15 protein-coding genes are annotated in these 16,558 nt (G+C 45.5%); 9 read left to right on the forward strand and 6 right to left on the reverse strand.

Annotated features, from left to right (window positions below; translation table 11 throughout):
* Window positions 1-72: 72 nt before the first annotated feature.
* Both N693_RS0100545 and metH read left to right on the forward strand, forming a co-directional pair.
* Window positions 73-1,929 (forward strand): bifunctional homocysteine S-methyltransferase/methylenetetrahydrofolate reductase, encoded by a 1,857-nt coding sequence (locus N693_RS0100545; RefSeq protein ID WP_025782850.1) that lies wholly within the window; start codon window positions 73-75, stop codon window positions 1,927-1,929.
* Complete coding sequence (metH, locus tag N693_RS0100550) at window positions 1,913-5,362, forward strand: methionine synthase (protein ID WP_025782851.1); 3,450 nt, start codon at window positions 1,913-1,915, stop codon at window positions 5,360-5,362. Before N693_RS0100545 ends, metH begins: the two co-directional genes overlap by 17 nt.
* 64 nt (window positions 5,363-5,426) lie before the next feature.
* Here the strand turns inward: metH and N693_RS0100555 are convergent, their stop codons facing one another.
* Window positions 5,427-5,753, reverse strand: a complete 327-nt coding sequence (locus N693_RS0100555) for a hypothetical protein (protein WP_025782852.1) — start codon at window positions 5,751-5,753, stop codon at window positions 5,427-5,429.
* A 143-nt stretch (window positions 5,754-5,896) separates the two neighbouring features.
* A complete protein-coding gene (locus tag N693_RS20090) occupies window positions 5,897-6,070 on the reverse strand; it encodes a hypothetical protein (protein WP_156028837.1) in 174 nt (57 codons plus the stop codon).
* A gap of 263 nt (window positions 6,071-6,333) precedes the next feature.
* Here N693_RS20090 and N693_RS0100565 point away from each other — a divergent pair, with 263 nt between their 5' ends.
* Entirely contained in the window at window positions 6,334-7,269 is a 936-nt protein-coding gene (locus N693_RS0100565; RefSeq protein ID WP_025782853.1) for a nuclease-related domain-containing protein, read from the forward strand.
* A gap of 119 nt (window positions 7,270-7,388) precedes the next feature.
* Here the strand turns inward: N693_RS0100565 and N693_RS0100570 are convergent, their stop codons facing one another.
* Window positions 7,389-7,568 (reverse strand): hypothetical protein, encoded by a 180-nt coding sequence (locus N693_RS0100570; RefSeq protein WP_025782854.1) that lies wholly within the window; start codon window positions 7,566-7,568, stop codon window positions 7,389-7,391.
* A 220-nt stretch (window positions 7,569-7,788) separates the two neighbouring features.
* Here N693_RS0100570 and N693_RS0100575 point away from each other — a divergent pair, with 220 nt between their 5' ends.
* Window positions 7,789-8,181: a thiol-disulfide oxidoreductase DCC family protein gene (locus N693_RS0100575; protein ID WP_025782855.1), complete on the forward strand. Its 393-nt coding sequence runs from the start codon at window positions 7,789-7,791 to the stop codon at window positions 8,179-8,181.
* 51 nt (window positions 8,182-8,232) lie between these two features.
* Here N693_RS0100575 and N693_RS0100580 read toward each other — a convergent pair whose 3' ends face one another.
* Both N693_RS0100580 and adh read right to left on the reverse strand, forming a co-directional pair.
* A complete protein-coding gene (locus tag N693_RS0100580; protein WP_025782856.1) occupies window positions 8,233-8,589 on the reverse strand; it encodes a DUF779 domain-containing protein in 357 nt (118 codons plus the stop codon).
* A 24-nt stretch (window positions 8,590-8,613) separates the two neighbouring features.
* Window positions 8,614-10,155, reverse strand: coding sequence for an aldehyde dehydrogenase (gene adh / locus N693_RS0100585; protein WP_025782857.1), 1,542 nt, complete (start codon window positions 10,153-10,155; stop codon window positions 8,614-8,616).
* A 294-nt stretch (window positions 10,156-10,449) separates the two neighbouring features.
* On the opposite strand from adh, the gene N693_RS0100590 reads away from it, so the two are divergent.
* The 5 genes from N693_RS0100590 (at window position 10,450) to N693_RS0100610 (ending at window position 15,846) form a co-directional block, all read left to right on the forward strand.
* Entirely contained in the window at window positions 10,450-11,607 is a 1,158-nt protein-coding gene (locus tag N693_RS0100590) for a S1C family serine protease (RefSeq protein ID WP_025782858.1), read from the forward strand.
* A 121-nt stretch (window positions 11,608-11,728) separates the two neighbouring features.
* Entirely contained in the window at window positions 11,729-12,424 is a 696-nt protein-coding gene (locus N693_RS0100595) for a response regulator transcription factor (RefSeq protein WP_025782859.1), read from the forward strand.
* Window positions 12,421-13,833: a cell wall metabolism sensor histidine kinase WalK gene (locus N693_RS0100600; protein WP_025782860.1), complete on the forward strand. Its 1,413-nt coding sequence runs from the start codon at window positions 12,421-12,423 to the stop codon at window positions 13,831-13,833. The genes N693_RS0100595 and N693_RS0100600 overlap by 4 nt, the downstream gene beginning before the upstream one ends.
* A gap of 136 nt (window positions 13,834-13,969) precedes the next feature.
* On the forward strand, window positions 13,970-15,400 hold the full coding sequence (locus N693_RS0100605; RefSeq protein WP_025782861.1) for a SulP family inorganic anion transporter: 1,431 nt from the start codon (window positions 13,970-13,972) through the stop codon (window positions 15,398-15,400).
* A gap of 26 nt (window positions 15,401-15,426) precedes the next feature.
* Window positions 15,427-15,846: a universal stress protein gene (locus N693_RS0100610; RefSeq protein WP_025782862.1), complete on the forward strand. Its 420-nt coding sequence runs from the start codon at window positions 15,427-15,429 to the stop codon at window positions 15,844-15,846.
* Window positions 15,847-15,904: 58 nt separating this feature from the next.
* Here N693_RS0100610 and wrbA read toward each other — a convergent pair whose 3' ends face one another.
* Entirely contained in the window at window positions 15,905-16,516 is a 612-nt protein-coding gene (wrbA, locus tag N693_RS0100615) for an NAD(P)H:quinone oxidoreductase (RefSeq protein WP_037592459.1), read from the reverse strand.
* Between the last annotated feature and the right edge of the window lie 42 nt (window positions 16,517-16,558).

The raw sequence follows: 16,558 nt of genomic DNA on the forward strand, positions 1-16,558 counted from the left end.
CTTCGTTCGTTTAGAAGGCTTTTTTATTATTCTCTGCTTCAACGCTCTGCCGTAAGAAAGGATGATAGGGAAATGAAATTACTTGAGCGATTAAAAACAGAAGTTCTTACAGCGGATGGTGCAATGGGGACGTTACTCTATGCGGAGGGACTCGACTTTTGCTATGAACAATTAAATATAGAAAAGCCGGATGTTATTCAAGGAATACATGAACAATATATACAAGCAGGCGCAGACATCATTCAAACCAACACGTACAGCGCCAACTCCTACAAACTGGCTCGCTATGGACTGGAGCATCGTGTAAAAGAATTTAACGAAGCTGGAATTGCGATCGCCAAGCGTGCTGCATCTTCAGGTGGTCAATATGTGCTTGGTACAATCGGTGGCATTCGAAGTATCCGTAAAAGCGATGCAACCATAGATGAAGTCCTGTCAATTGTTCAGCAGCAAGCGGAACCTTTGCTTGCCGGTGATCCAGACGGATTATTACTGGAAACTTATTATGACTTTGAAGAGCTATCTGCAGTAGTTAAGCACCTTCGTCAACAGACAGATGTTCCATTGATTGCACAAGTATCCATGCATGAACCCGGTGTCTTACAGAATGGGGTGAGATTGAATGACGCCTTACATCAGTTAGAATCACTTGGAGCGGATGTCGTAGGTGTGAACTGCCGACTCGGCCCGTACCATACGATTCAAGCATTTGAAGGGGTCGAACTCCCTGAGAAGGCATTTTTATCTGCGTATCCAAATGCGAGTTTACTAGACGTTGAAGACGGACGAATTGTCTATGTCTCTGAAACGGATTATTACGGTCGTGCTGCAAGGCTATTGCGAGATGAAGGAGTTCGGCTAATCGGTGGGTGTTGTGGAACGACTCCTGCGCACATTGTCGCTGTGAAATCTCAATTAGCCAATCTTGCACCCATTACAGAAAAGGCAGTTATCCCACATAAGCCAATTGTTATTCGAGACGCGGAACCGACTCGCTATGAGCCAATACACTTAAAGGTACAGCGTGAGCGTACGATTCTTGTTGAGCTGGATACGCCACGCCACTTGGAAACCGAAAACTATTTCGAAGGGGCTCGTCAACTTACAGCAGCTGGAGCACACGCTGTGACGATGGCCGATAATTCTCTCGCTTCCCCAAGGATTAGTAATCTAGCTATGGCCTCCCTTGTAAAACATCAAGATGACGTCCGTCCTCTCGTCCATGTCACTTGCAGGGATCATAATTTAATTGGTCTGCAATCTCATTTAATGGGGCTGGACGCACTTGGCATACATGATATTTTAGCTGTGACAGGCGACCCAACCAAGATTGGAGACTTTCCAGGGGCAACAGACGTTTACGATGTTTCTAGCCTAGAACTCTTCCAACTCATTAAAAAGCTGAATGAAGGGATTTCATTCTCCGGTCGTCCTTTACGTAAAAAGGCGAACTTTTCTGTAGCGGGCGCGTTTAACCCGAATGTCCGGGTCGTTGAGCGTGCTGTTAAACGTCTTGAGAAAAAAATCGAATGTGGCGCTGATTACTTCATCACACAACCTGTCTATACGAAAGAAAAAATTATTGAAATCTATGAAGCCGTCAAACATTTAGATACTCCGATTTTCATAGGAATCATGCCGTTGACAAATATTCGTAACGCTGAATTCCTGCATCATGAAGTACCAGGCATCAAATTGTCTGATGAAGTTCTTGAGCGCATGAGAGCATGCGGTGATGATCGAGAAGCAGCGACTGCTGAAGGGATACAAATTGCTAGAGAACTCATCGATACAGCAGCTTCTTTGTTTAATGGAATTTACTTAATTACTCCATTTTTACGTTATGACATGACCGTCGAACTCGTGCACTATATCAACAAGATCGACGCTACAAGAGAAAGAGAGGTGCACCATGCCACAACAAATTAACGATGAACTGCAGAAACGTATTCTCGTGATGGACGGAGCTATGGGAACGATGCTGCAAAATGCTAATTTAACTGCAGATGATTTTGGCGGTGAGGAGTATGAAGGTTGCAACGAGTATTTGAATCTGACAAAACCCGATGTGTTGACCCGAATTCATAGAGAATACTTAGAGGCTGGTGCTGATATCATCTGTACGAATACGTTCGGTGGTACGCCTGTCGTGTTAGACGATTATGATTTAGGTAGTGAAGCGGATGTGATTAACCGTCGCGGCGCAGAACTTGCGCGTGCTGCAGCAGATGAGTTTTCGACACCTGAACGTCCTCGATTCGTTGCGGGCGCCATGGGGCCAACGACTAAGACGCTGTCCGTGACAGGTGGGATTACGTTTGACCAGTTGGCAAACGATTTCTACGTTCAGGCGAAAGGGTTAATCGACGGAGGCTCGGATCTTCTCTTAATGGAAACCAGTCAAGACATGTTGAATGTCAAAGCTGGAACGATTGGGATCCGTCGAGCCTTTGAAGAAACTGGACGGGAACTCCCAGTGATGATATCCGGAACGATTGAACCGATGGGTACGACATTAGCTGGACAAAGTATTGAAGCATTTTACGTTTCTATAGAGCATATTACCCCCCTTTCTGTCGGACTTAACTGTGCGACGGGACCCGAATTCATGACGGATCATTTACGTTCGCTATCAGAACTCGCGACAGGATTCGTCAGTTGTTATCCAAACGCAGGGTTGCCTGACGAAGAAGGCCATTATCATGAATCGCCTGATTCGCTCTCGAAAAAATTAGAAGGTTTTGCGGAGAAAGGTTGGTTGAATATTGTTGGCGGCTGTTGCGGGACGACACCTGCACATATTCAAGCGATTTGCCGCGCAGTGGAAGGCAAAACTCCCCGTCCACTCCCTGATAAAACGCACGGACATACCGTCTCTGGAATCGAACCACTTTTGTACGATCCGAGCATGCGCCCAATTTTGATTGGAGAGCGTACCAACGTCATAGGTTCGCGTAAATTTAAACAGCTCATTGTCGATGGTAAGGTGGAAGAAGCAGCTGAAATCGCCCGGGCACAAGTGAAAAACGGTGCCCATGTCATTGACGTTTGTCTCGCCAATCCTGATCGGGATGAACTGACTGATATGACCGACTTCATGAAAGAAGTTGTGAAAAAGATTAAAGCGCCACTTGTCATTGACTCGACAGACGAAAACGTAATTGAAGAAGCGTTGAAATACTCCCAAGGAAAAGCGATTATTAACTCCATAAATTTAGAAGATGGCGAAGAACGATTCGACGCTGTAATGCCGATTGTGAAGAAGTACGGGGCTGCAGTTGTTGTAGGTACGATTGATGAAATCGGAATGGCCGTTACGCGGGAACGGAAACTCGAGATTGCAAAACGATCCTATGACTTGCTGACGAACAAATGGGGTCTTGCCCCTGAAGATATCATTTTCGACCCTCTTGTATTCCCAGTTGGAACGGGAGATGCGCAGTACATTGGCTCCGCTGTTGAAACAATTGAAGGTATCCGTCTGATTAAAGAACACCTTCCGCGCGCGCTCACAGTTCTTGGTGTCAGTAACGTTTCGTTCGGACTTCCACCTGTAGGACGCGAAGTATTGAACGCTGTGTATTTGTACCACTGTACGCAAGCTGGGCTGGACTATGCAATTGTGAATACTGAAAAGCTAGAGCGGTATGCATCAATCCCTCAAGCGGAAAACGATATGGCAAATGCATTGTTATTTACAACAACCGACGAAACGCTTGCAGCCTTCACTGAATTTTATCGCGGTAAGAAGAAAGAAAAAACAGAAGATGATATCCCGAAAACCGTTCCTGAACGTCTTGCCTATTATGTCGTTGAAGGAACAAAAGAAGGACTCATTCCGGATTTAGATACAGCGCTGGGTCAGTATGATGAACCTCTCGACATTATTAATGGCCCACTTATGACAGGAATGGCAGAAGTCGGTCGACTGTTCAATACGAATCAGCTTATTGTTGCTGAAGTGCTCCAGAGCGCAGAAGTCATGAAAGCCTCGGTGTCCTATTTGGAACAGTTCATGGAGAAAAAAGAGGACGATAACGGCAAAGGGAAAATTGTCCTCGCCACTGTAAAAGGTGACGTTCACGATATCGGGAAAAATCTCGTTGAAATCATCTTGAGCAATAATGGTTTCAAAGTTGTAGACATTGGAATTAAAGTGACACCTGCGCAACTGATTGAAGTCATTCGGAAAGAAAAACCAGATATTATCGGGCTTTCCGGGTTGCTCGTGAAATCTGCGCAGCAAATGGTTTTGACTGCACAAGACTTTAAATCTGCAGGAATCGATTTGCCTGTAATGGTTGGTGGAGCTGCACTCACACGGCGTTTTACGGATACAAAAATTGCACCTGAATACGATGGTCCTGTCATCTATGCAAAAGATGCAATGCAAGGATTGGATCTCGCGAATCGACTACAGAGTGATGAAAAAGATGCTTTGCTTCTCGAACTGGATCAGCAACTGGAAAAGCGAGTGGCGAATGATGCCATTAAAGCAGCTAAAGCATCAGAAAAAGGTGGAGTTGCTATTGCAGTTGCCCCCCGTCCCGTGAAGACGGTTCGGGCGGATGCTCCTGTTTTTGTTCCGAATGATTGTAGGAAACGGGTGCTACGGGATTACTCAATTTCCCACCTCACCCCTTACGTCAACATGAGGACATTGATCGGACATCATTTAGGGCTCCGCGGATTTACGGACTCAACATTGCAAAAACAAGAACCACGCGCAGTTGAACTGCACGAAATGGTAACTGGATTTTTAGAATCCGGAAAACTTGGTGCATCGGGTCTGTATCAGTTTTTCCCTGCTCAAGCGGATGGCGATGATGTAATCATTTATGATCCACAAGATGGAAAAACTGAAATTGAGCGATTTACATTTCCACGCCAACGACGAGATCCGTTTCTTTGCCTCGCTGACTATTTAAAGACTGTAGATAGTGGCGAGATGGATTATGTGGCGTTTATGCAAGTAACGGCAGGTCATGGAGTCCGGGCAGAAGCGGAACGATTGAAAGCAGAGGGGAAATTTCTCGAAAGTCATGCGTTCCAAGCGACTGCGCTTGAACTCGCAGAAGGCTTTGCGGAACGCGTACACCAAGAGATCCGCGACCAATGGGGATTCCCAGATGCCACTGATTTTACGATGAAAGACCGATTTGCAGCGAAATACCAAGGACAGCGATTCTCTTTCGGGTATCCTGCATGTCCCAATTTAGAAGATCAGGCGAAGCTATTCGGTTTGTTGAAGCCAGAAGAGATTGGTGTTCACTTAACAGAAGAGTTCATGATGGAGCCGGAAGCTTCTGTGTCCGCAATCGTCTTTGCTCATGCGGATGCACGTTACTTCAATATTGACTAACGGACACAAAAGATCCTGCAGTAGAGTGAAATCACTCTTACCCGCAGGATCTTTTCTTACATTATCATCTTCCCCAAGGCATTGGTCCAGGTCCCATCGGAGGTCGTTGAGAACCCCATTGCCCCATTCCTGGTCCGTAACCAGGCCTTGCTTGAACCGTCTGCCCCATCATTGTTTCATTCACTTCTGTGTAATAATGGCGAGGGATTTGAACGGTATGTTGGCGGTTTACGTTGACGAACGGATGAACTACAGGTAACTCCTGTGGCATGAACGTATCGTGGTAACGATATTGCGTCGGGCAGATAACCGGTTGTGCCTGATTGTTACAAGGTTGCATTGGTGGCATTGGTTGTGGCTTCATGCAGCATTTTTGATTCTGATGCATCATCTTCATCACCTCCTCCCTCCATTACATGCAAATTACCGAGTAAGACACGGGCAAATGACTTCCCAGAATGCGGATTTCTTCCGGCGCCCGCTTTTGGCTCTCGGTCGCGCGCATTCTCTCTCTTCCGCTCGTATTCCGATGGCTTACGCGCGCAAGGGCTCTCCTTTCGCGCAGATTTCTTCGGGCGCTCGCTTTTGACTCTCGTTCGCGCGCATTCTCCTCTCTTCCGCTCGCATTCCGATGGCTTCCGCGCACACTTGCTCTCCGTTCGCGCGGATTTCTTCCGGCGCGCACATTGGGCTCTCGGTCGCGCGCATTCTCCCCTCCTCCGCTCGCATTCTGATAGCTTCCGCGCGTAAGTGCACTCCGTTCGCGCAGATTTCTTTTGGCGCTCGCTTTTGACTCTCGTTCGCGCGCAATCGCACTCCGTTCGTGCCGATTTCTTCCGGCGCGCACATTCAATTCTGGATTGCCGAATTTAATTTAATAGTAATTGTGATATAAATATCAGACTTGTCCGACACCTAATGGTATAATAATGGAGATTGACACTATTAGAAATGAGGTGATTATCGTACTTATGAAGCCTCGGAAGCCTCCTTTAATACTAGATTCCTTATCGGCTGCAGTACGAAGAATTATGCCAAATCATCCAAAAGAACATGCGCTGCAGTCAAGATTATCTGCAGTTCAAGCGGGCTATGCGGGTGAACTGGTTTTGGATCGAGTCTTTGAGCATTATATTTTTTCCTTTCCTCATGCGATTTTCCATGATCTATCTTTGAACTCTAGTACTCGTTTTCAAGTGGACACACTGTTTGTTACTTCGTCACATGCGGTCGTGCTCGAAGTGAAAAACATTGCTGGCGCGCTGACTTTGAGAAATAATCCTCCTCAGCTTATTCGGACATTGGAGAATGGACAAACCAATAGTTTTGAAAGTCCGGTATCTCAGCTCGAGCGAAAAATTGAATTATTGCAGGATTGGCTAGTCTGCCGAAGCATCCACTTACCTGTGAAAGGTGCTATTGTGCTAGCTCATCCCAAACACACCGTTTCTGCAGAAAACGCTGAAGTTCCTTTTCTGTATCCATCCGGAATCCCCTCATATCTCCGGCGTTTGGCATCTTCAACGTCTGCACTACTTCCCGACCAGTTCTCCTTACTGAATGACCAACTCCTGAAAGGTCACCATGACTTCTTTCCACAACCTATTTGCGAAAGTTATTCCTTGACTGATCAAGACTTTAGGAGCGGTGTTTTTTGTGAGACGTGTGCTGCTCCAACTATGTTGAAAAATCGCTTGAATTGGTACTGCTCTGTTTGTGAAGAAAAAAGCACAAAGGCTGGCGCCCAAGCAATACGTGACTGGTTCCTGTTATTTGGTGGGACGATGTCTAATCAGCAGTGCCGTGACTTTCTTCATCTAACTAATCGGCACATGGCCTATCGGATTTTGAAAAAGATGGAGTTTCAAATAGTTGGTGGCAGCAAAAACCGTCGTTATTTCCGTTAGGTACTCTGCTGGCAATGCCCACCTCTATTTGAACAAGAGGTGCTTGCCGTTTTGAACCATATGCAAAACTTCTCGTGAAATTCTTCAGCCAAACAAAAAACCTTCCAGCCGGAAGGTTTTTACTGATAATCTCTAGGAAGTTCGTGCTCGTCGAACCCTATTTCTGAAGGAGATTCAGGACGATGGTCAAGAAATCTACTAAAGTCTGGTGCACCTTCTCCGATCATTTGCAGCATAGCGATGTAATCCACGTCGTTACGCAAGTTCATTTCGTCTGGATGAATGTTTTGACGTTCCACTTTGATCACCTTCCCTTATTGTAATCACAGGCGGGACACTAAACGGTGAAGCGCTGAGCAGCCAAAAAACAACATTTTCTCACATATAGTCTAGCATGCTACCAAACGAATGTAAAGAGTATTCTGTCTATTATATGTGTAGTACAATAGCTCTGTATTGTTTCAGCCGTTTTGTTTTCGGTTATAGTATGTTTACCAAGCATTTTAAGGAGGTTCGTCCATGAAACGAACGGTGTTATTCGATGGCGAATGCAACTTTTGCGATGCAAGTGTTCAATTCATTATAAAACGTGATCCGTATGAGTTTTTTCAGTTTGCTTCCCTTCAAAGTGAAACTGGACAGCAACTCTCTAAAGACTTCGGGATTCCAGATGAAGTAGACAGTTTAGTTCTCATTGAAAAGGGCATAGCCTATACGAAATCAGGTGCTGCCCTCCGTATTGCCAAAAAGCTTGATGGACTGTGGCACCTCGCGTTTCTGTTCATCATCGTGCCCCCTCCTATTCGAGATGCGTTCTATGACTTTTTTGCACGTAATCGCTATAAGTGGTTTGGAAAAAAAGAAGAGGCCTGTATGCTTCCGACGGCTGCGGATCGAAAACGTTTTCTATAATCCCCCTTTAATAAAACAAAGACGGCGCCCATTAACCGGGTGCCGTCTTTATTATGTTTGGAGCTGTTCAACCTCATCAGTTGTAAATGCGCGCGAACGGGTGAGAAACCGTTTGCCTTCGACTCCTTCAAGTGAAAACATACCGCCTCTTCCATCCACGACGTCAATGATCAGTTGGGTGTGCTTCCAGTACTCAAATTGGTTACGTAACATATAGAATGGAACGCCTCCAATAAGCCCGAGAAGCACATCTTGATCCCCTAATATTAAATCACCTTCCGGATAACACATAGGTGATGAGCCGTCACAGCATCCACCTGATTGGTGAAACATTAACGGACCGTGTTTCTGTTCGAGTTGCTTGATCAGCGCTAGCGTTGCTTCCGTCGCAATAACCCGCTCTGTCATCTGCTACTCACCTCTCTATTTCGCTTAAAAGAATCCTTGCTTTTGTTCGCTGTAGCTAACGAGCATATTTTTCGTCTGCTGATAATGTTCTAGCATCATCAAGTGGTTTTCACGTCCGATTCCAGATGCTTTATAGCCGCCAAACGCAGCGTGCGCAGGGTAAGCATGGTAGCAATTCGTCCAAACGCGACCCGCTTCGATACCCCGTCCAAAACGGTACGCTGTATTCATATCACGTGTCCAAACGCCTGAACCGAGTCCATATAATGTGTCGTTCGCGATTTCGAGTGCTTCTTCTTTTGTCTTGAACGTTGTAACTGCAACAACCGGCCCAAAGATTTCTTCTTGGAAAATGCGCATCTTATTGTGGCCTTTGAAGACAGTCGGCTTCACGTAATAGCCTTCCGCCAACTCGCCTTCCAGCTTGTTTTGCTCACCACCTGCTAGACACTCAGCCCCTTCCTGCTTTCCGATGTCTAGGTACGACAAAATCTTCTCAAGTTGTTCCGTAGAAGCTTGTGCCCCCATCATGACTGTCGGATCGAGAGGATTCCCGATTTTGATGGCTTCAACGCGCGCCAATGCTTTCTCCATGAATTCATCGTAAATTGACTCTTGGATAAGTGCACGAGACGGGCATGTACATACTTCTCCCTGGTTCAATGCAAACATGACAAATCCTTCTACTGCTTTGTCGAGGAAGTCGTCGTCTTCAGCCATCACATCTTCAAAGAAGATATTCGGTGACTTGCCACCAAGTTCTAGTGTGGCTGGAATAAGGTTTTGGGAAGCATACTGCATGATCATTCGACCCGTCGTCGTCTCCCCAGTAAACGCGATTTTTCCAATCCGCGGATTGGATGCGAGAGGCTTTCCTGCTTCAAGACCAAATCCGTTCACGACGTTCAATACGCCCGCCGGCAATAAGTCTTCAATCAATTCAACGAGCACAAGAATCGATGCCGGAGTTTGCTCTGCTGGCTTAAGGATCACGCAATTCCCCGCAGCGAGTGCAGGAGCGAGTTTCCAAACCGCCATAAGGATCGGGAAGTTCCATGGAATAATCTGTCCAACAACACCAATCGGCTCATGGAAATGATAAGCAACCGTATCATTATCAATTTGGCTGACGCCACCTTCTTGAGCACGGATCGCAGAAGCGAAATATCGGAAATGATCAATCGCTAAAGGTAAATCCGCATTCAACGTTTCCCGAATTGCTTTCCCGTTCTCCCACGTTTCTGCTACCGCAAGCATCTCAAGGTTTTCTTCAATCCGGTCTGCAATCTTCAAAAGAATGTTAGAGCGTTCAGTTACCGACGTCGTCCCCCATGCATCCTTTGCAGCATGTGCTGCATCTAGAGCTAGTTCAATATCCTCCGCAGTGGAGCGTGCCACTTGTGTAAACACCTTCCCCGTTACAGGAGTCGGGTTGTCAAAGTATTCTCCATTGACAGGGGCTGTCCATTTACCATTTATGAAATTATCGTATCTTTCCTTGAAATTCACCTTTGCGCCTTCTGTGTTCGGGTTTGCGTAAACTAGATTCTCAACTTGTTGTACCATTTCCATTCCTCCCATTTCTGCAAGTTTTGTAGAAAATCGGTGCATGTACAGTGCACACATGTACACTCTATGTCGGGTTGTCCTCGAGCATGAATGATGTATGCGCTTTCATTTGAAAATAAAAAAATTTCCATTTCACTATAACTATATCTGACTAGTTCGATTATTTCAATTTTATTTTACTATAGAATTAAGTCTACTACGATTAATAACTTGTTAACGTCTCGGTAATAATTTGTTCATAAGTTCGATTTACACTTACTTTATCAACCATAGATAAAGGAGCGAGGGACCATGAATACATCAAAAAGTAAATGGCTATTATCTACAGTAGGCGCAGGAGTGCTTGGCTCGGCATTAACACTCGGGGCAGTGGCTAATACGGACATCCTGAAGGAGGACAGCAGTCTTCAATCAGCTACACAACCTGAAACGTCTTCTTCCTACGACGTGCAAAATACTGGAGCACAACCACAAAACTCTCTATCCGATATGGTAGAAGATGCTTCTAAAGCGATTGTCGGAATCGATAATTATCAGTCCGCTGGCAATCGGTTTGCCGGTACATCCGAATCTCAAAATGTTGGAACGGGTTCAGGGGTCGTCTTCAAAACGGAAGGCTCCGATGCATATATTATTACAAATAATCATGTGATTGAGGACGCGACCAAAATCGGGATCACAACAGCAAGTGGTGAAGAAACGGAAGCTGTCCTAGTCGGCACTGACCCTCTCACGGATTTAGCAGTTATTAAAATGGATAAAAAATATGCAGAAGGCACATTATCATTCGGAGATTCTTCGAAACTTCGTGCTGGTGATGCGGTTATTGCAATCGGTAATCCACTCGGCCTCGACTTTTCAGGTACTGTTACACAAGGGATTGTAAGTGCACCGGCTCGTTCAATCGACGTCGACACATCTGCTGGGAAGTGGGAAATGAATGTCATCCAGACAGATGCAGCCATTAACCCTGGTAACAGTGGTGGTGCGCTAGTAAACGGATCCGGTGAATTGGTCGGGATTAACAGCTTGAAAATCGCTCAAAACGGCGTCGAAGGATTAGGGTTCGCCATCCCGAGCAATGATGTAAAGCCACTTGCTGAAAAACTAATGAAGGACGGCAAAATCACACGTCCATATATCGGAATTGGTCTCGTCGACCTTGCAGAGGTCCCTGAAATGTATGTACAGGATATCCCAGATAGTGTGAAAGGTGGAGTCATGGTCGGTAGTGTGGACCCAAATTCACCTGCCGGAAAAGCAGGGTTCAAAGAACAAGATGTCATCACTAAAGTGAATGGACAAGCAATCGACTCTTCAACCGCTTTACGGAAAATCCTCTACACTGATCTAAAAGTTGGAGACCAAGCGAAATTTACCATCTATCGAGAAGGCAAACAACAAGTTGTGAATGTGACACTCTCGAGTAATGCAGATGTCGAGAAGTAAGTTGCAGAACAGCTGTCCAGATACCTACTAGTTGGGTTCTGGGCAGCTTTTTCGTATTGGACAAATGAGTTGCATGAATAGGAATTTACCGATAGCTTTAAAGCAAAGGAGGCGGACTTCGTTGAAGATTCTTGTCATTGAAGATAATGAAAGTGTGTCACAGATGATTGGTTTATTTTTTGAAAAGGAAGGCATTGATGGCGAGTTCGTCTTGGACGGAAAAGTGGGCTTAGAACGAGCCCAACAAGATTCGTGGGATTGCCTCATCATCGACTGGATGCTTCCTTCGATGGATGGCGTGTCGATTTGTAGAACCCTTCGAAAAGCAGGAAACGACGTCCCAATCATTATGCTCACCGCAAAAGATGGCGAGTCCGATCAGGTGCTCGGTCTGGAAATGGGTGCAGACGATTACGTAACGAAACCATTCAGCCCACTTGCTTTAATGGCACGCATTAAAGCCGTGACACGCAGACGACCTACAAAAGAAAAGGGAACGAACCCCATGCTTGAAACGGTCCATTTCCGTGTGGATGAAAACGCTCGTGAAGTGTTCGTAGATGGTGTCTCTATCGAGAACCTAACGCCAAAAGAATATGACTTACTGGTCTTTTTCATCCGCCATCCAAAACAGGTTTTCTCACGGGACCAGCTGCTTGACCGTGTCTGGGGATTCGATTTTTACGGAGATGACCGGACGGTGGATGTTCATATTAAACGGCTACGAACGAAAATTTCAGGAATCGGAACAGCAGTGCTCCATACCGTTTGGGGAGTCGGCTATAAGTTTGACGAATCGGATGAGGCATCCTCATGAAAGTGAACTACTTTACTCAGCAATTAGTCAGCCACGTGAGTGTAATTGTTGCCGCAGTCCTTCTAGTCGGGCTGCTGTTTTCCCATTTCTTCGAGCAATATGTGTACGATACGAAAACTGATGAGCTCACACAATATGGAAGTGCCCTTCTAACAGATATCGATCACAGTCCGAAGCCTTCCCAACAAACTCTTCAATCCTTTGGTCAGGTGCTGAATAGCAGGGACATCGAGTATAGTTTGTTCGATGAAGACTCGAAAATTATCTACTCGACCGGGCTCAAAACTCCGCTAATTGAACTTAATGAATCAGAGTGGGCGCAGCTTCAAAGTGGAAAAACTGTTACGGTACGCCAAGAGCAACGCCGTTTCGATCAGGCCGTCACTTTTGTGTTACTCCCTTACTTCCAAGGACCTCAGTTTGTCGGAGGTGTTCTACTCACCTCCCCTATTGAAGGGCCTCGAGCCATCATTTCACAGATGAATCGATATTTGTTCTACGCCGCCCTCGCTGCATTAGCGGTTGCTGTCATTCTAAGCGGATTGCTGTCCATCTATCATGGACGACGTATTAAGCGACTTCGTTTAGCTACTGCGGCGGTCTCTACAGGTGATTATACTATCAGAATTCCTGAAAGCGGGCGGGATGAAATTGACGCACTGGCAACCGATTTTAATACGATGGTGAGTGACCTCTATACTTCCCATGAAGAAATTGAGAATCTGGAAAATCGTAGACGCCAGTTCATGGCAGATGTCTCCCACGAACTCCGTACGCCTCTAACGACAATTCGTGGAACGATTGAAGGATTGCGGAGTGATTTGATTTCTGAAAGTGAAAAAGACAAAGCACTACAACTCGCAAGTGGGGAAACAAAGCGGTTGTTACGCCTCGTTAATGAAAATCTTGACTATGAAAAAATCAGATCGAACCAAATTACATTGATCAAACAACCAATTCGGGTTTTGGAATTATTCGAAGTGATTCGTGAGCAGTTGGAACCGGCAGCTGAACAACGTGGGACAACAATCGATGTGCAAGCACCTGAAACATTGACCGTCTTCGCCGATTACGATCGTCTCACTCAAATCTTGTTGAACATTACAAAAAATAGTATCCAGTTCACGGAAAAAGGAGAAATTTCGTTATTAGCGAAAACAGATAGTCATCACGTCATTTTAGAAATTCAAGATACCGGCATCGGAATGGATTCGGAAGAAGTCGAAAAGATTTGGAGCCGTTTTTATAAAGCGATTGACTCACGGACATCCAATCCATACGGAGAATTCGGCCTTGGTCTTTCCATTGTGCGCCAGCTCGTAACGTTACATGGAGGAACTATTGAGGTCACAAGTAAGAAAGGTCACGGAGCGAAATTTACAATTCGTCTTCCTAAAGAACCTAGATAGTTCTGAAGTGAGTTATTGAGGTTCTTTAAACATAGTCTTCAACAGCCATTTATTGTCGTGACTCCCCGTGATACACTATAGAGATGCAGTACACCGTAACGAATCTGCAACTTTTTTTATAAGGGAGTCTACAAAAATGGCATCATACTTAAAAAAGCATTGGTTCTCGAATGTTCGAGCGGACGTCCTCGCGGGCATTGTCGTAGCCCTCGCGCTAATTCCTGAAGCCATCGCTTTTTCAATCATCGCAGGTGTTGACCCGATGGTTGGTTTATATGCTTCCTTCATCATTGCTGTCGTAATTTCTTTTACAGGCGGACGCCCAGGAATGATTTCCGCAGCAACTGGCTCGATGGCTTTGCTCATGACCCCACTCATTCGCGAGTATGGTCTTGATTACTTACTCGCTGCGACAATTCTCACAGGGGTTATCCAAGTGATTTTCGGGATTTTCAAAGTGGCAAAGCTGATGAAGTTCATTCCGAATGCTGTCATGATTGGATTTGTGAATGCCTTGGCAATTCTAATTTTCATGGCGCAAGTTCCTCACTTTCTAGGAATCTCAACGATGACATATGTTTTCGTAGCAGTGACGTTGCTCATCGTTTATATTTTACCAAGATTTTTCACAGCGATCCCTGCACCCCTCATCGCTATTGTCGCACTTAGTATCGTCGCGATTTACTCAGGCGCCGACTTACGAACTGTTGGAGACCTCGGTGCGATTACAAAATCGTTACCGAACTTTCTAATCCCAGACGTACCATTTACGTTTGAAACCTTGATGATCATATTACCTTATTCTATTGCATTGGCAATTGTCGGCCTGCTTGAAACATTGCTCACTGCAACGATCGTAGACGACATGACTGCAACAGATAGTGAAAAGAATAGGGAATCCCGAGGGCAAGGAATTGCCAATGTCATTAATGGCTTTTTTGGAGGTATGGCTGGATGCGCAATGATCGGTCAGTCCGTTATTAACGTTAAATCTGGAGGTAGAACACGACTGTCCACATTTGTAGCAGGTGCGTTCCTCATGTTTCTAATTATCGTGCTGGGTGACTTGGTCGTTCAAATCCCGATGCCTGTTCTTGTGGGTATTATGATTATGGTTTCAATAGGGACATTTGACTGGAGTTCGTTCTCCTATATTCGAAAAGCGCCTAAAGGGGATGCGCTCGTTATGCTGACAACCGTTATTATTGTTGTCGCAACGAATGATTTGTCTAAGGGTGTTATTGCAGGAGTCGTGTTGAGCGCCGTTCTCTTTGTTGCTAAAATCTCTAAAATACAGGTAGACCGCATTGTTGAGGATGACACGATCCGCTATGCTGTAAAAGGGCAGTTATTCTTTGCATCGGTTGAGAAGTTCCATGAATCATTTAGTGTAGATGAAGCGGTCGAACGGATTATCCTCGAATTTACGGATTCACAAGTATGGGATGATTCCGCAGCTGTTGCCGTCACAAAAGTAACTGAATCCTATCGTAGTCGTGGTGTGAATGTAACGATTACCGGATTAGGGGAATCCAGCAGGCGTCTGCTCAATGAGCTTATGACCTGACTCTATTGATAAATGAGGTGGCAACGATGTATCAGAAAATTATGCTCGCTGCAGATGGATCTGATAACTCCATTCGTGCAGCTAGAGAAGCTGCACGACTTGCTAACTGTTCGGATGACTCCATAATTACTATCGTGTTCGTCGCGGATTTTGACAAAGCAAAGGAATCCGTGCTGCACGCAAAGAGTAAGGATTCGCTAGAACTGACACGTAGAAAGCAACTCAAACCTATCGAAATGGTTTTGCGGGAATACGATGTACCTTACGAAGTCCAAATCCTTCATGGAGATCCAGCACCTGTGCTAATCGACTATGCGCATACAGAGTTGTTTGACCTCGTCATCATTGGTAGTCGCGGGCTCAATTCTTTCCAGGAAATGATTCTTGGAAGTGTCAGTCACAAAGTGATGAAGCGCCTGAGTTGTCCTGTTTTACTCGTAAAATAACAAAACCGTCACCCAATCGCGCGGGTGACGGTTTTGTTATTTTGCAGAACTATCTAGATCACTCCATATGCTGAAGTGCTTTTGCTACGGTCACTGTTCTCTTTGCTTGGTGATTTACAGCTGCTTGAATGGCTTTACGGTCTGTCTTCATTTCACCGTCCGGGCCAACCGCGACACTTGTTCCGTAAGGGTTACCTCCCGCTGCAAATAACACAGGATCTGTATATCCAGGCGCTACAACAATTGCTCCCCAATGGTACATCGTCGTATAGAGTGATAAAATCGTTGCCTCTTGCCCACCGTGTTCGTTTTGTGCGGATGACATCGCGCTCACTGCCTTGTTGGCGAGTTTGCCTTGTGCCCATAACCCTCCAACAGTGTCGATGAAGCTTTGCACTTGTCCAGGAATATTACCAAAGCGTGTTGGAATGCTAAAAATGATTGCATCCGCCCATTCCAAGTCTTCTGGTTTCACTTCGGGAATATCTTGTGTTGCGTCATGATGCTTTTTCCACGCTGGATTCGATTCGATTGCAGCTGCTGGTGCCGTTTCTTTCACTTTTAACAACTTCACTTCAGATCCTGCTTCCTTAGCGGCTGCAGCAGCCCATTCAGCTAGCTGATGATTCGTGCCCGTTGAACTGTAATATACGATTGCTGTTTTTGTCATATTTATCTCTCCTTTTATTTTGAATAAATTGATGCTGTCATA

Source organism: Sporosarcina sp. D27 (assembly GCF_000586555.1).
Taxonomy (GTDB): domain Bacteria; phylum Bacillota; class Bacilli; order Bacillales_A; family Planococcaceae; genus Sporosarcina.

What these genes read in the sequence shown, in the direction of transcription:
- N693_RS0100545 (WP_025782850.1), top strand. Translation starts at nt 73, where the DNA reads ATGAAATTACTTGAGCGATTAAAAACAGAAGTTCTTACAGCGGATGGT.
- metH (WP_025782851.1), top strand. Translation starts at nt 1,913, where the DNA reads ATGCCACAACAAATTAACGATGAACTGCAGAAACGTATTCTCGTGATG.
- N693_RS0100555 (WP_025782852.1), bottom strand. Translation starts at nt 5,753, where the DNA reads ATGATGCATCAGAATCAAAAATGCTGCATGAAGCCACAACCAATGCCA.
- N693_RS20090 (WP_156028837.1), bottom strand. Translation starts at nt 6,070, where the DNA reads ATGCGCGCGACCGAGAGCCCAATGTGCGCGCCGGAAGAAATCCGCGCG.
- N693_RS0100565 (WP_025782853.1), top strand. Translation starts at nt 6,334, where the DNA reads ATGAAGCCTCGGAAGCCTCCTTTAATACTAGATTCCTTATCGGCTGCA.
- N693_RS0100575 (WP_025782855.1), top strand. Translation starts at nt 7,789, where the DNA reads ATGAAACGAACGGTGTTATTCGATGGCGAATGCAACTTTTGCGATGCA.
- N693_RS0100580 (WP_025782856.1), bottom strand. Translation starts at nt 8,589, where the DNA reads ATGACAGAGCGGGTTATTGCGACGGAAGCAACGCTAGCGCTGATCAAG.
- adh (WP_025782857.1), bottom strand. Translation starts at nt 10,155, where the DNA reads ATGGTACAACAAGTTGAGAATCTAGTTTACGCAAACCCGAACACAGAA.
- N693_RS0100590 (WP_025782858.1), top strand. Translation starts at nt 10,450, where the DNA reads ATGAATACATCAAAAAGTAAATGGCTATTATCTACAGTAGGCGCAGGA.
- N693_RS0100600 (WP_025782860.1), top strand. Translation starts at nt 12,421, where the DNA reads ATGAAAGTGAACTACTTTACTCAGCAATTAGTCAGCCACGTGAGTGTA.
- N693_RS0100605 (WP_025782861.1), top strand. Translation starts at nt 13,970, where the DNA reads ATGGCATCATACTTAAAAAAGCATTGGTTCTCGAATGTTCGAGCGGAC.
- N693_RS0100610 (WP_025782862.1), top strand. Translation starts at nt 15,427, where the DNA reads ATGTATCAGAAAATTATGCTCGCTGCAGATGGATCTGATAACTCCATT.
- wrbA (WP_037592459.1), bottom strand. Translation starts at nt 16,516, where the DNA reads ATGACAAAAACAGCAATCGTATATTACAGTTCAACGGGCACGAATCAT.